Annotated in this window: 13 protein-coding genes; 11 read left to right on the forward strand and 2 right to left on the reverse strand. The window is 75.3% G+C overall.

What is annotated here, in order from left to right:
• The first annotated feature begins 1 nt into the window (after position 1).
• The 3 genes from BM158_RS18375 to BM158_RS18385 are packed head-to-tail and all read left to right on the forward strand — an operon-like array spanning position 2 to position 3872.
• A complete protein-coding gene (locus BM158_RS18375) occupies positions 2 to 985 on the forward strand; it encodes an aldo/keto reductase (RefSeq protein ID WP_091562805.1) in 984 nt (327 codons plus the stop codon).
• 28 nt (positions 986 to 1013) lie between these two features.
• Positions 1014 to 2744: an aspartate--tRNA ligase gene (gene aspS / locus BM158_RS18380; protein WP_229827774.1), complete on the forward strand. Its 1731-nt coding sequence runs from the start codon at positions 1014 to 1016 to the stop codon at positions 2742 to 2744.
• 42 nt (positions 2745 to 2786) lie between these two features.
• Positions 2787 to 3872 (forward strand): pyridoxal-phosphate-dependent aminotransferase family protein, encoded by a 1086-nt coding sequence (locus BM158_RS18385; RefSeq protein ID WP_091562812.1) that lies wholly within the window; start codon positions 2787 to 2789, stop codon positions 3870 to 3872.
• Between the two features lie 82 nt (positions 3873 to 3954).
• Here the strand turns inward: BM158_RS18385 and BM158_RS18390 are convergent, their stop codons facing one another.
• Both BM158_RS18390 and BM158_RS18395 read right to left on the reverse strand, forming a co-directional pair.
• Positions 3955 to 4830: a DUF559 domain-containing protein gene (locus BM158_RS18390; RefSeq protein ID WP_229827773.1), complete on the reverse strand. Its 876-nt coding sequence runs from the start codon at positions 4828 to 4830 to the stop codon at positions 3955 to 3957.
• Positions 4831 to 5061: 231 nt separating this feature from the next.
• Complete coding sequence (locus BM158_RS18395) at positions 5062 to 5934, reverse strand: aldo/keto reductase (RefSeq protein WP_165629011.1); 873 nt, start codon at positions 5932 to 5934, stop codon at positions 5062 to 5064.
• Positions 5935 to 6001: 67 nt separating this feature from the next.
• Here BM158_RS18395 and BM158_RS18400 point away from each other — a divergent pair, with 67 nt between their 5' ends.
• The 8 genes from BM158_RS18400 to BM158_RS18435 all read left to right on the forward strand — a co-directional run bounded on the left by BM158_RS18400 (position 6002) and on the right by BM158_RS18435 (position 14513).
• Positions 6002 to 7333 (forward strand): replication-associated recombination protein A, encoded by a 1332-nt coding sequence (locus tag BM158_RS18400; protein ID WP_229827772.1) that lies wholly within the window; start codon positions 6002 to 6004, stop codon positions 7331 to 7333.
• Positions 7334 to 7433: 100 nt separating this feature from the next.
• Entirely contained in the window at positions 7434 to 7859 is a 426-nt protein-coding gene (locus tag BM158_RS18405) for a DUF948 domain-containing protein (RefSeq protein ID WP_091064577.1), read from the forward strand.
• Positions 7859 to 8164 (forward strand): hypothetical protein, encoded by a 306-nt coding sequence (locus tag BM158_RS18410; RefSeq protein WP_091562820.1) that lies wholly within the window; start codon positions 7859 to 7861, stop codon positions 8162 to 8164. The genes BM158_RS18405 and BM158_RS18410 overlap by 1 nt, the downstream gene beginning before the upstream one ends.
• Positions 8165 to 8218: 54 nt before the next feature.
• The gene (alaS, locus tag BM158_RS18415) at positions 8219 to 10879 is read left to right on the forward strand and encodes an alanine--tRNA ligase (protein WP_091562824.1); all 2661 of its coding nucleotides are present in this window, start codon (positions 8219 to 8221) and stop codon (positions 10877 to 10879) included.
• On the forward strand, positions 10876 to 11331 hold the full coding sequence (gene ruvX / locus BM158_RS18420) for a Holliday junction resolvase RuvX (RefSeq protein ID WP_091562829.1): 456 nt from the start codon (positions 10876 to 10878) through the stop codon (positions 11329 to 11331). The genes alaS and ruvX overlap by 4 nt, the downstream gene beginning before the upstream one ends.
• 4 nt (positions 11332 to 11335) lie before the next feature.
• Complete coding sequence (gene mltG / locus BM158_RS18425; protein WP_229827771.1) at positions 11336 to 13066, forward strand: endolytic transglycosylase MltG; 1731 nt, start codon at positions 11336 to 11338, stop codon at positions 13064 to 13066.
• Complete coding sequence (locus BM158_RS18430; RefSeq protein ID WP_091562831.1) at positions 13059 to 13868, forward strand: shikimate dehydrogenase; 810 nt, start codon at positions 13059 to 13061, stop codon at positions 13866 to 13868. The genes mltG and BM158_RS18430 overlap by 8 nt, the downstream gene beginning before the upstream one ends.
• A 3-nt stretch (positions 13869 to 13871) precedes the next feature.
• Complete coding sequence (locus BM158_RS18435) at positions 13872 to 14513, forward strand: prepilin peptidase (protein ID WP_091562833.1); 642 nt, start codon at positions 13872 to 13874, stop codon at positions 14511 to 14513.
• Positions 14514 to 14538: the final 25 nt, after the last annotated feature.

Raw genomic sequence — 14538 nt, forward strand, 5'->3', positions numbered from 1 at the left:
CATGGAATCCCGCTCCCTCGGCCGCACCGGCGCCTCCGTCTCCGTCGTCGGCCTCGGCACCTGGCAGCTCGGCGCCGACTGGGGTGACGTCGACGACGCCACCGCCCGGCAGGTCCTCGACACCGCCCTGGACGCCGGGGTCACCCTGCTCGACACCGCCGACGTCTACGGCGACGGCCGCTCCGAGCAGCGCATCGCCGCCGCCCTGGCCGACCGCGGCGGGCAGCGGCCGTTCGTGGCCACCAAGGCCGGACGGCGGGCCGACCCCTTCGTCGCCGAGACCTACACGCCGGAGAACCTGCGGGCCTGGGTCGACCGGTCCCGCCGCAACCTGGCCGTCGACACCCTGGACCTGGTGCAGCTGCACTGCCCGCCGCCGGCCGTCTACTCCGACCAGCGGGTCTACGACACCCTCGACGGGTTCGTCGCCGACGGCTCGATCGCGGCCTACGGCGTCTCGGTGGAGACCGTGGCCGAGGGCCTGACCGCGCTGGAGCACGAGGGCGTGCAGTCCATCCAGGTCATCCTCAACGTGTTCCGCCGCAAGCCGCTGGAGGAGCTGCTGCCCGCCGCCGCGGCCGCGCAGGTCGGCATCCTGGCCCGGGTGCCGCTGGCCTCGGGCCTGCTCACCGGCCGGTTCACCGAGGACACCACCTTCGGCGCCGACGACCACCGGCAGTTCAACCGCAACGGCGAGGCCTTCGACGTCGGCGAGACCTTCGCCGGCGTGCCCTACGAGGTCGGCGTGGCCGCGGCCCGCGAGTTCGTCGAGCTCTGCGGCGACCGCACCCCCGCCCAGGTCGCGCTGCGCTGGATCATCCAGCAGCCGGGCGTCACCTCGGTCATCCCCGGCGCCAGCAGCGTCCGGCAGGCGGAGTCCAACGCGGCGGCCGCCGAGCTGCCGCCGCTCACCGACGCCGAGCTGGCCGACCTCGAGCGCCTCTACGACGAGCGCATCCGCACCCACGTGCACTCCCGCTGGTAAACCGAACCCCCCGAAAGGCACTCCCTTGTTGCGCACCCACGACGCCGGCACCCTGCGGGCGTCCGACGCCGGCACCACCGTCACCCTCGCCGGCTGGATCGCCCGCCGGCGCGACCACGGCGGCGTGGTCTTCCTCGACGTCCGCGACGGCTCGGGCTACGCCCAGGTCGTCGTCCGCGAGGAGGAGGCGCACGCGCTGCGCAACGAGTTCTGCGTGCTGGTGACCGGGGAGGTGCAGCGCCGGCCCGAGGGCAACGAGAACCCGGAGCTGCCCTCGGGCGAGATCGAGGTGGTCGCCTCGACGCTGCAGGTGCTCTCGGCCTCGGCCCCGCTGCCCTTCCCGATCGAGACCGCGCAGGCCGCCGGGGACGACGTCCGCTACGCCCACCGCTACCTCGACCTGCGCCGGCAGGGCCCGGCGAAGGTCATGAAGCTGCGCAGCGAGGTCAACCGGGTGGCCCGCGGCGTCATGGCCGACCTGGGCTTCACCGAGGTCGAGACGCCCTCGCTGACCCGCTCCACCCCCGAGGGCGCGCGCGACTTCGTCGTCCCCGTCCGGCTGCAGCCCGGCTCCTGGTACGCCCTGCCGCAGTCGCCGCAGCTGTTCAAGCAGCTGCTGATGATCGGCGGGCTCGAGCGGTACTACCAGATCGCCCGCTGCTTCCGGGACGAGGACTTCCGCGCCGACCGGCAGCCGGAGTTCACCCAGCTGGACTTCGAGATGAGCTTCGTCGACCGGGACGACGTCCTCGACGTCGCCTCCGCCGTGGTCACCGCGCTGTGGCGCGAGCTGGCCGACCACGAGGTCGGCGAGATCCCGCGGATGACCTACCGCGAGGCGATGGACCGGTTCGGCTCCGACAAGCCCGACACCCGCTTCGGCGTCGAGCTCGTCGAGCTGACCGAGTACTTCGCCGACACCCCGTTCCGGGTGTTCCAGTCGCCCTACGTCGGTGCGGTGGTCATGCCCGGCGGCGGGTCGCAGCCCCGGCGCACCTTCGACGCCTGGCAGGACTGGGCCCGCTCGCGCGGCGCCAAGGGCCTGGCCTACGTCACCGTCGCCGAGGACGGCACGCTCGGCGGCCCGGTCACCAAGAACATCTCCGACGCCGAGCGCGAGGGCCTGGTCGCCGCGGTCGGGGCGCAGCCCGGTGACTGCATCTTCTTCGCCGCCGGCCCGCGCCGGTCGGCCCAGGAGCTGCTGGGCGCGGCCCGCAACGAGATCGCCAAGCGCCTCGAGCTGGTCCCCGAGGGCTCGTGGGCGTTCCTGTTCGTCGTGGACTTCCCGATGTTCGAGGAGACCGAGGACGGCGGCTGGACCTTCATGCACCACCCCTTCACCTCGCCCACCCCCGAGTGGCGGGAGCGCTTCGCCGAGGACAAGGGGGCGGCGCTCTCCGACGCCTACGACCTGGTCATCAACGGCAACGAGTGCATGTCCGGGTCGGTCCGCATCCACGACGCCGGCCTGCAGGAGCGGGTCTTCGAGACCCTCGGCATGTCCACCGAGGAGGCCCGCGACCGGTTCGGGTTCTTCCTGGAGGCCTTCGCCTACGGCCCGCCGCCGCACGCCGGCGCCGCGCTGGGCTGGGACCGCCTGGTCGCGCTGCTGGCCGGGGTCGACTCCATCCGCGAGGTCATCGCCTTCCCGAAGACCGGCGCCGGCTACGACCCGCTGACCGGCGCCCCCACGCCGATCAGCGCAGCCCAGCGCAAGGAGGCCGGCATCGACGCGGAGCCGGTGCAGCCCGAGGCCTGACGGGGGTCGGGGCGCGCAGCGGCCGTGGGTAACCTGCGGCACATGCTGCGCGCCCGCACCCTGCTCGGACCCGGCCCCTGCAACCCCTACCCGGAGGCGACGGTCGCCCTCGGGCAGCCGCTGCTGGGGCACCTCGACCCGCTGTTCCTGCAGGTCCTCGACGAGACCTCCGACCGGCTGCGCACCGTCTTCGGGACCGGCAACCGGCGCACCCTGCCGCTGTCGGCGACCGGGTCGGCCGGCATGGAGGCCGCCTTCGTCAACACGCTGGGGCCCGGCGACGTCGCCGTGGTCGCGGTCAACGGCCTGTTCGGCCAGCGGATGGTCGACGTCGCCTCGCGCACCGGCGCGGAGGTCGTCGCCGTCGAGCACGAGTGGGGCCAGCCGGTCGACGCCGACCGCGTGCTGTCCGCGCACCCCTCGCCCAAGGTCATCGCCGCCGTGCACGCCGAGACCTCCACCGGCGTGGAGTCCGACATGGCCGCGCTCGGTGCCGGCAAGGGTGACGCGCTGCTGATCGCCGACTGCGTGACCTCCCTGGGCGGCATCCCGGTCGAGTTGGACGCCTGGGGCGTGGACATCGCCTACTCCGGGTCGCAGAAGTGCCTCGGCGTCGCCCCCGGCCTGGCCCCGTTCACCATCTCCGACCGGGCGTGGGAGCGCCGGATCGAGAAGCCGCAGTCGTGGTACCTCGACCTCGGCATGCTGGGCGGCTACGCCGGCGAGGCCGCGGGCTCCGGAGGCCGCACCTACCACCACACCGCGCCCACCGGCATGGTCGTCTCGCTGCACGCTGGCCTGGGGCGGGTCCTGGAGGAGGGCCTGCCCGCCGTGCACGCCCGGCACGCCGCCGCCGGCGGTGCCCTGCAGGCCGGTCTGGCAGAGCGCGGCATGCGGCTGTTCGCCGCCGAGGGCCACCGGCTGCCCGAGCTCACCACCGTGTGGGTGCCCGAGGGCGTGGACTCCGCCGCGGTGCGCAAGCGGCTGCTGGAGGAGTACTCCATCGAGATCGGCGGCGGCGTGGGCGAGTTCGCCGCGACCGTCTGGCGGATCGGGATGATGGGCCACAACGCGAGGCCCGACACCGTCGCCACGGTGCTGGCCGCCCTGGACGCCGTCCTCGCCTGACGTGACCTCCTCCAGTTGATCATCGTCGTCCGCAGCTCGGACACGCCGGCAGCCGGCGTGTCCGACGTGCGGATGACGATGATCAACGCGGGCGGGGCGGCGGCTGCCAGCCGCGGCTGGTGAGTGCGCGGCGGCAGCGGTCGACCACCGTCCACCGGTTGCGGTGGCGGTTGGCGAACCGGAGCACCAGCCAGCCGCCCGCGGCCATCAGCGAGTAGCGGTCGATGTCGGAGTCGAAGCGGTCGGCCTCGGCGTGCTGGCGGCCTTCGTACTCGCCCAGCAGCTTCCACGTCTCCCAGCCCAGGTCCCCGTGCGCGACGACGTCGCCCCGCGCGTCGCGGACTGGTACCTGCAGCTCCACCGGCGGCAGGTCGCTGTCGATCAACCACCACCGCATCTGGCTCTCGGGGCGGGACATCGCCCGGCCGTCCAGGTGCGGAGCGACCGCGCGGGCCCGGACGACGCCCCGGGTGCGGTCCGCGCGGGCCAGTCGTGCGGTCAGCTCGGCCGGGTCCAGGGTGCCCGCCCGGAGCAGGGCGTCGCCGACCGCGCAGAGCTCGTCGGCGGACAGGGCGGCGGCGCAGTCCAGGAACGTCTGCGGACCGCTGGTCACCCGGAGACCGTCGCGGACAACGACGTCGTCCTCGGCCAGCGCGCGGATGCGGGTGACCACCTCGGCGCGCTGCGGCAGCACCCGGCGCGGGGTGAGCGCGATGGCCGGTCGGGCCGGCAGGTCGACGTGCGCCCCGAGCAGGTGGGCGGCGGCGAGGTGGCTGAACGCCGCGTCCGGCGGCAGGCCCTGCGCGAGCAGGGCGAGGCGGCCGCGCCCGTCGACCGCGTCGGGCAGCTGCACCCAGCGGTCGTGCGCCAGGTGCAGCCAGTCGGCGCCCTGGCGACGGCCGCGTCCGGCGCCCAGCCCAGTGGCCTGCGCGGCGGTGACGACGTGGGGTGTCTGCACACGTCGACCGTGGCGCCGGGAGCGGGTGCCCGGCCGCCGTCCGCCCCATCTGTGGACGGGGCCGGCCGATGTGGACGTCGGCCGGCCGGTCGCGCGCCCCTCTGCTACGGGCTCCCACCGCTGTTGATCATCGTGCGGTGCAGGTGGGACACGCCGGTGATCGGCGTGTCCCACCTGCCGATGACGATGATCAACCGCGCGGGGGGTGGGGCAGGGGTGGGGGAGGAGGGGTCAGGCGGTGGTGTTCAGGCGGGCGAGCTGCTCGTCCGTCAGCTGGACGTGGGTGGCGGCCGCTGAGTCCTGGATGGACCTCGGCTTGCTGGCGCCCGGGATCGGGATCACCACGTCGGCCTGGGCCAGGTGCCAGGCCAGCGTCACCTGGTAGACCGAGACGCCGAGTTCCTCGGCCACCGCGGCGAACTCGGCCGCGGTCGAGGCCAGCGAGCCCGCACCGGACATGCCGCCGAACGGGCTCCACGGCAGCCAGGCCAGCCCGGTGGCTGCGCAGTGCGCCAGCTCCCCGGCCGAGGAGCGGTAGCCGGGGGAGAACTGGTTCTGCACGCTGACCAGCGCGTCCCCGAGGATGGCCCGGGCGGCGTCGATCTGCTCGACGTCGGCGTTGGAGATGCCGACCATCCGCACCTTGCCGGCGTCGTACAGCTCCTTCATGCCGCCCATCGACTCCTCCCACGGCGTCCCCGGGTCCGGGCGGTGGAACTGGTAGAGCCCGATCGCGTCGGTGCCCAGCGCCCGCAGCGACGCCTCGCAGGCCCGGCGGAGGTACGCGGGCGACCCGTCCAGGCCCCACTCGGTGCCCTCCCGCGTGTGCCCGCCCTTGGTGGCGACCAGGACGTCGGCCGACCCGCCCCACGACCGGATCGCCGCGGCGACGGTGCGCTCGTTGTGGCCCACCTCGGACTCGTCGAGGCAGTAGGCGTCGGCGGTGTCCACCAGCGTCACGCCGGCGTCCAGCGCGGCGTGCACGGTCCTCTCGGCGTCCTCGGGGCAAGGCCGGTCGCCCACGGACAGGGGCATCGCGCCCAGGCCGATGGCCGACACGGTCACCCGGCCGACGGTGTCGTTGCCGATGGTGCGGTGCTGCACGGGAGGGGTCCTCTCGTCGATGCGGGACGGGCCGGGGTTGTCTGCCCCCGGCGGTAGCGTCGTACGCGTGAGCACCCTGTTCGACCCGGAGCCGTCGGCGGACCCCGGTGCCGACCCCGGTGCCCCCCTCGCCGTGCGCATGCGCCCGCGCGCCCTCGACGAGGTGGTCGGCCAGCAGCACCTGCTCGGCCCGCGGGCCCCGCTGCGGCGCCTGGTCGAGGCCGACGAACCGATGTCCCTGGTGCTCTACGGCCCGCCCGGCACCGGCAAGACCACCCTCGCGCACGTCATCTCGCTGGCCACCAAGCGCCGGTTCGTGCAGCTCTCGGCGCTGGACGCAGGCGTCAAGGAGGTGCGCGCGGTCATCGCGGGGGCGAAGAACGAGCTGGTGCACGGCAACCGGCGCACCGTGCTGTTCATCGACGAGGTGCACCGGTTCTCCAAGACCCAGCAGGACTCCCTGCTGTCCGCGGTCGAGGACCGGGTGGTCAGCCTGATCGCGGCCACCACCGAGAACCCGTTCTTCTCCGTGGTCTCACCGCTGCTGTCCCGCTCGCTGGTGCTCGCCCTGCAGTCGCTCTCGGACCACGACGTGCGCGCCGTGCTGCACCGGGCGATCGCCTCCGAGCGCGGGCTGGCCGGTGCGGTCACCCTGACCGAGGAGGCCGAGGAGCACCTGGTGCGGGTGGCCGGCGGCGACGCCCGCAAGGCGCTCACCGCCCTGGAGTCCGGCGCCGGGGCGGCCGCCGCCGCGGGCACCTCGACCCTCGACCTCGCCACCCTGGAGACCGCCGTCGCGCAGGCCGCGGTGCGCTACGACCGGGCCGGCGACCAGCACTACGACATCGCCAGTGCGCTGATCAAGAGCATCCGCGGCTCCGACGTCGACGCCGCCATGCACTACCTGGCCCGGATGGTCGAGGCCGGCGAGGACCCGCGCTTCATCGCCCGCCGGCTGGTCATCAGCGCCAGCGAGGACATCGGCCTGGCCGACCCCACCGCGCTGCCGGTGGCCGTCGCCGCGGCCGAGGCGGTGGCCTTCATCGGCATGCCCGAGGGCCACTTCGCCCTCGCCCAGGCCACCGCGCACCTGGCCACCGCGCCGAAGTCCAACGCGCTGACCGTGGCCATCTCCGAGTCCGTCGCCGACGTCCGGGCGGGGCTGGGCGGGCCGGTGCCGCCGGGGCTGCGCGACGCGCACTACGCCGGGGCGAAGAAGCTCGGCCACGGGGCCACCTACGCCTACCCGCACGACCACCCCGACGGCGTGCTGGCCCAGCAGTACCCACCCGACGCCCTCGTCGGCCGCGACTACTACCGGCCCACCAGCCGGGGCGCCGAGGCGGCGATCGGGGCGCGGCTGGCCAAGCTCCGGGCGATCGTGCGCCGCCGGCGCTGAACTCCGGCGAGGACCGTCCGACCCCGCGGCTAGGGTGGCCCCCGACCTGGAGACAGCCGGGGCCGCCGTTGAAGGATCCACGAGCAAGGGGAGACACCACGTGTCCGCAGGAGAGATCGCCGGGCTCATCGCCGCCGGTGCACTGGTGCTGCTGGTGGTGCTGCTCGCCGTGCCGCTGCTCAAGCTCGGCCGCACCCTCGACGAGACCACGCTGACCATCCGCCAGGTCCGCGAGCAGAGCCAGCCGATCCTGAGCCAGGCCTCCACCACGGTCACCCACGTGAACGCCAACCTCGAGCGGGTCGACGACATCACCGGCAACGCCGCCAACGTCTCCAGCAACGTGGCCGCCCTGACCAGCGTCTTCGCCGCCACCCTCGGCAGCCCGCTGATCAAGGCCGCCGCCTTCAGCTACGGCGTGCGCAGCGCGGTCGGCAAGAAGCGCGAGGGGCAGGCCCTGGCCGCCGCCCAGCGCGACCAGAAGGCCGAGCGCCGCGCGCGCCGGGCCGCGCGGCGGGCCGCCTGATGCGCCGGGTGTTCTGGCTGGCCATGGGCGTCACCATCGGTGTGCTCGTCGTCCGCAAGATGTCCGCCGCCGCCGAGCGGCTCACCCCGCAGTCGGTCGCCGGTCAGCTCGCCGAGGGCCTGCGCGACCTCGGCGACGCCATCGCCGACTTCGGCGCCGACGTCCGGGCCGCCGCGGCCTCCCGCGAGGAGGAGCTGCGCGAGGGCACCGGCCTGGACGCCCCGCTGCCCACCCGCGACCAGGCCACCGCCGGCGGCCAGGCCGCCCTGCAGGCCCGCCGCGGCGCGCACGCCGCCGATTCCTGACCCGCACCGCACCACCCACCGGGCGCCCGCCGCCCACCCGAGGACGAAGTCGAGATGCAGACCGCCGAGATCCGCCGCCGTTTCCTGGAGCACTTCGAGAAGCGGGGGCACACCGTCGTCCCCAGTGCCTCGCTGGTCTCGCCCGACCCGTCGCTGCTGTTCACGGTGGCCGGCATGGTGCCGTTCATCCCCTACCTGACCGGCCGCGAGCCCGCGCCCTACCCGCGGGCCACCAGCGTGCAGAAGTGCGTGCGCACCCTCGACATCGAGGAGGTGGGCAAGACCACCCGGCACGGCACGTTCTTCCAGATGAACGGCAACTTCTCCTTCGGCGACTACTTCAAGGAGGGGGCGATCGAGGCCGCCTGGGCGCTGCTCACCGGCCCGGTCGACGGCGGCGGGCTCGGCTTCGACCGCGATCGCCTGTGGGTCACCGTCTACCTCGACGACGACGAGGCCGCCGAGGCGTGGGGCCGGATCGCGGGCCTGCCCGCCGAGCGGATCCAGCGGCTGGGCAAGAAGGACAACTACTGGCACACCGGGGCGGCCGGTCCCGGCGGCCCCTGCTCGGAGATCTACTTCGACCGGGGCCCCGCGTACGGCCCGGACGGCGGACCGCTGGTCGACGAGGCCGGCGACCGGTTCATCGAGGTCTGGAACCTCGTCTTCATGCAGTACGAGCTCGACGACGTCCGGAGCAAGGAGGACTTCCGGGTCGTCGGCGAGCTGCCGAAGAAGAACATCGACACCGGCATGGGCATGGAGCGGGTCGCGTTCCTGCTCCAGGGCGTCGACAACATGTACGAGACCGACGAGGTCGCCCCCGTACTGCACCGGGCGGCCGAGCTCGCCGGGATCACCTACGGCGCCGACCACGACGCCGACGTCCGGCTCCGCGTGGTCGCCGACCACGTCCGCTCCGGGCTGATGATCATCGGGGACGGCGTCACCCCGGGCAACGAGGGCCGCGGGTACATCCTGCGCCGCCTGCTGCGCCGCGCCGTCCGCTCGATGCGGCTCCTGGGCGTCGAGGACCCGGTGCTGCCCGCGTTGCTGCCGGTCAGCCGGGACGCGATGAGCCCCAGCTACCCCGAGCTGGCCACCGACTTCGACCGCATCTCCTCGGTCGCCTACGCCGAGGAGGAGGCCTTCCGCCGCACCCTCGTCGCCGGCACCGCGCTGCTGGACACCGCGGTCGGCCAGCTGAAGGCCTCGGGCGCCCCGCAGCTGTCCGGAGCGCAGGCGTTCCAGCTGCACGACACCTACGGCTTCCCGATCGACCTCACCCTGGAGATGGCCGCCGAGCAGGGCGTGTCCGTCGACGAGGCCGGGTTCCGGGCGCTGATGACCGAGCAGCGCGACCGCGCCCGGGCCGACGCCCGCGCCAAGCGCAGCGGCGGCGTCGACGTCAGCCGGTTCTCCGAGCTGCTCGCCCAGCACGGCCCCACCGACTGGCGGGCCTACGACACCCTGCGCACCGAGTCCCGGGTGCTCGGCGTCGTCGGCGACGCCGAGGTCGCCGGCCCCGGCGAGCTGACCCGCGTCGTGCTGGACGCCACCCCCTTCTACGCCGAGTCCGGTGGCCAGGTCGCCGACGCCGGCCACCTGGTCTGGGACGGCGGCCGCGCCGAGGTCGTCGACGTGCAGCGCCCGGTCAAGGGGCTGGTCGCCCACCAGGTGCGGGTCCTCGAGGGCGAGCTGCGCGAGGGCGCCGAGCTCGCCGCCGAGGTCGACCTGGAGTGGCGCCGCTCGGCGTGCCAGGCGCACTCGGGCACGCACGTGGTGCACGCCGCGCTGCGCCGGGTGCTCGGTCCGCAGGCCCTGCAGGCCGGCTCGTACAACCGCCCCGGGTACCTGCGGCTGGACTTCGCCTGGCAGGGCGCGCTCACCGCGCAGCAGCGCAGCGACATCGAGGACGTCGCCAACGCCGCCGTCCGCGAGGACCAGGCCGTGCGCGCGCTGTGGATGACGCTGCCCGAGGCCCGTGAGTTCGGTGCGCTGGCCCTGTTCGGCGAGACCTACGGCGAGCAGGTCCGCGTCGTGGAGATCGGCGGCGAGTGGTCCCGCGAGCTCTGCGGTGGCACCCACGTCCGCGGCAGCGCCCAGATCGGCCCGCTCGCGCTCACCGGCGAGAGCTCGGTCGGCTCCGGGTCCCGCCGCGTCGAGGCCGTCGTCGGCCTGGAGGGGTTCCGGTACCTGGCGCGCGAGCGCGACCTGGTGCGCCAGCTCTCCGACCTGCTCAAGACCCCGCAGGACGGCCTGGTCGAGCGGGTGGGCGCGATGCTCGCCCGCCAGCGCGACGCCGAGCGCGAGCTCGCCGAGCTGCGCGGTGCGCAGACCCTGGCCGCGGCCGGCGACCTGGCCGCCGCGGCGCGCGAGGTCAACGGGGTGCAGCTGGTCACCGGCTCGCCGTCGGGGTTGTCCGGCGGCGACCTGCGCGGGCTGGCCCTCGACGTCCGCGGCCGGCTCGGTGCCGCGCCCGCGGCCGTCGTCCTCGCCTCCGAGGCCGACGGCAAGGTCGCGCTGGTCGCGGCGCTGACCCCGGCCGCGCAGGAGCGCGGGCTGTCCGCCAACGACCTGCTCAAGGCGGCCGCCGGCCCGGTGGGCGGGCGCGGCGGCGGCAAGGCCGACGTCGCGCAGGGCGGCGGCACCGACCCCGCCGGCATCCCGGCGGCGCTGGCCGCCGTGGAGCAGGCCGTGGCCGGGGGCGCGTGAGCAGCCCCGGGGACTGGGTCCCCGGCCGCCGGCTGGGGGTGGACGTCGGCACCGTGCGGGTGGGCGTCGCGCTCTCCGACGCCACCGGCTTCCTGGCCTCGCCGCTGGAGACGCTGCGGCGGGCCAAGGACGGGTCCGACCTCGACCGGTTGGCCGCGCTCGTGGTGGAACACGAGGTGGTGGAGGTGGTGGTGGGGGAGCCGAGGCACCTGTCGGGTGCGTCCGGGGCTTCCGCCGCCGATGCGGGCGCATACGCTGGTTCACTGGCCACGCGGATCGGGGACGTCCCGGTGCGTCTCGTCGACGAAAGGCTCTCCACCGTGACCGCTGCCAGCTCCCTCCGGGCCCGCGGCGTCGACGCCCGCCGGCAGCGCGCGGTCATCGACCAGGAGGCCGCCCGGGTGATCCTGCAGAGCTGGCTGGACCGCCGCCGGCCCACGGGTGGAGCGTGAGCGCGTGAGCGACGACCGCAGCGGCCGACGCGCCCGCCACGACGGCGAGGGCCGCCCCGCCTCCGAGTTCCTCGCCGAGTGGCACACCGGTGAGTTCGCCGCCATCAGCGACGAGCCCACCGGCCCGGTGACCAGCGGCCGCCGCGCCCGCCGCCGGGCACTCGAGGAGCAGGAGGCCCGCCGCGCCGCGGCCGCCGACCCGTTCGTCCCCGAGGACGACGCCACCGTGCGCACCCCGCTGGTGCCCAGCGCCCCCGGCGCCCCGCCCGCGCGCGGCCCCGTGCCCCGCCCGCCGGTCTCGGCGCTGAACGGTCTGGTCCTGGGCTCGACCGGCGAGCGGCCCGCCGTCCGCGCCGACGACGACACCGACCGGCACCCCCGGCAGCCCGCCGCCCACGATCACCCCGCCACCCGGGCGCAGTACGCCGTCGCCGCCGACCAGGCCGCCGAGGACCGGTACGGCCACGACGACCACGGCCACCACGGCCACCACGGCCACCACGGCGACGACCACCACCACGACGAGCACCACGACCACGACGAGCACCACGACGACCTGCACGACGAGCACCCGCCGGCCACCGGCGAGCACCCCGTCTGGGACCAGACCGGCGGCCTCGAGGTCATCGGCGCCGACGACGACGACCACCACGGCCGCCGTGGCCGCCGGGACAGGAGCCGCGCCCGTGGCCCGCGCCGCAAGCGGCGCCCCGTCACCATCCTGCTCTCGCTGCTGGTGCTCGCCGGCCTCGTCGTCGGCATCGTCTTCGGCGGCCAGTGGCTGTACCAGAAGATCAACCCGGTCGCGGCCGACTACAGCGGCTCCGGCAGCGGCGAGGTCGACATCCGGGTGCAGAGCGGCGACTCGCTGACCGCCATCGCCCGCACCCTGCAGGGCGCCGACGTCATCGCCTCCACCGGCCCGTTCGTCGACGCCGCCTCGGCCAACCCGGCCGCGGCCAACATCCAGCCCGGCGTCTACTCGATGGCCCTGCAGATGAGCGGCCAGGCCGCGCTGGACCGGCTGCTGGACCCGGCGGCCCGGCTGTTCTCCCGCGTCACCCTCCCCGAGGGCCTGCGGGTCGACGCCGCGCTGCAGCGGATCGCCGACAGCTCCGAGATCCCGCTCGCCGACCTGCAGGCCGCCGCGGCCGACCCCGCCGCGCTGGGCCTGCCGGCCTGGGCGAACGGGATGCTCGAGGGCCACCTGTTCCCGGCGACCTACGACATCGAGCCCGGCCAGACCGCCGTCGACGTGCTGTCGGCGATCGTCGCCCGCGGCGAGCAGACCTACGACTCGCTGGGCATCCCCGAGGCCGACCGGCTGCGGGTGCTCACCGAGGCCAGCCTGGTGCAGGCCGAGGCCGCCACCACCGAGGACATGGCCAAGGTGGCCACCGTGATCGACAACCGCATCGCCATCGGGATGCCGCTGCAGTTCGACACCACGGTCAACTACGCCACCGGCAAGACCGGCATCACCACCACCGCCGAGGACCGGGCCACCGACTCCCCGTACAACACCTACCGCTACCCGGGCCTGCCGCCGGGGGCCATCGACAGCCCCGGCGAGGAGGCGCTGCAGGCGGTGCTCAACCCCACCCCGGGCGACTGGCTGTACTTCGTCGTGGTCAACCCCGACACCGGCGACACCCGGTTCGCCGCCACCGCCGAGGAGCACGCGGCCAACGTCGCGCTCTTCCAGCAGTGGCTGCGCGAGAACCCGGGTGACTGAGCGGGCCGCCGTCCTCGGCCGCCCGATCACGCACTCGCTGTCCCCGGTCCTGCACCGGGCCGCCTACGCAGCGCTCGGGCTCACCGACTGGACCTACGAGGCCCTCGACCTCGGCGCCGACGAGCTGCCGGTGCTGCTCGACGGCCTGTCGGAGGAGTGGCGCGGCTTCTCGGTGACCATGCCGTGCAAGCAGGCCGCGGCCGCCTACGCCACCGAGTCCGACCCGCTGCCCCGGCTGCTGGGCGCGGCCAACACCCTGGTCCGGGTGCCCGGCGGCTGGCGGGCGGAGAACACCGACGTCACCGGCGTGGGCATGGCCCTGCAGCTCGCCGGGGTCGAGCAGGTCGGGCACGCCGCGATCCTCGGCGCCGGGGGGACGGCGAGCGCCGCAGCCGTCGCGCTGGCCAGCCTCGGCGCGCACACCGTCGACGTCGTGGTCCGCGACCCGGCGCGCGCGGCCGGCGTGGTCGAGGTGCTGGACGCCCTCGAGGTCACCGCCACGGTCGCCAGCTTCGCCGAGACGCCCGAGGTGGCCGCGCCCGTCGTGGTCAGCACCGTGCCCGCCGACGGCCAGACCACCGTGGCCGGCCTGCACTGGCAGCGCGGCCAGACGGTGCTCGACGTGCTCTACGCCGGCTGGCCCACCCCGCTGGCCGCGGCGGTCGAGGCCGCGGGCGGGCAGCCGGTGCACGGCCTGGACGTGCTGTTCTGGCAGGCCACCGTGCAGGTCGAGCTGATCACCGGCCGGCCGGCGCCGATCGAGGCCATGCGCACGGCGCTGGACGCCGCCGTCCCGCGCTGAGGCGTGCTGCCCCTGGCGGCCGCGCTGCTCGGCCTGGCGCTCGGCCCCTGGCTGGCCCGCGCCACCGTGCGGCTGGCGCAGCGGGACGCCGCGGCGGTCCCCGCCCGCACCCGGGTGGCGCTGACCACGCTGCTCACCGGGGCGTCGCTGGCCGGCGCCGCCGCGCTGACCGGGGCCCGGCCGCTGCTCGCCGGGGTGCTGTGGCTCGCCGCCGCGGCGGTGGTCCTGGCCGGGGTGGACCTGGCGGTGCACCGGCTGCCCGACGTCGTCACCCTGCCCGCCCTCGCCGTGCTGACCGCCGCGGTCGCGGTGGACGCCCTCGTGGAGGGCACCGGCCGGCGCGCGCTGGCCGGCCTGCTCCTGGCCGCCGCGGCGTTCGCGGTGGGTGTGGTGCTGCGGCTGCTGGCACCGGCCGGGCTCGGCTTCGGCGACGTCAAGCTGCTCGCCCCGCTCGGCCTGCTGCTGGGCTGGTGGGGCGGCGGGCTGCTGCTGCTGACCGGCGTGCTCCTCGGCCTGCTCGCCGGCGCCGCCGGCAGCCTGGTGCTGCTGGCCACCCGGCGGGCCGGCTGGCGCACCGCCGTCCCCTTCGGCCCCCCGCTGCTGGTGGGCGCCGCGGTGGCGCTGGCGCTCGCCGGACCGCTCTGAGCAGGGCCGTCGGACCCGACTGGCA

Source organism: Klenkia taihuensis (assembly GCF_900112525.1).
Classification (GTDB): Bacteria; Actinomycetota; Actinomycetes; order Mycobacteriales; family Geodermatophilaceae; genus Klenkia; species Klenkia taihuensis.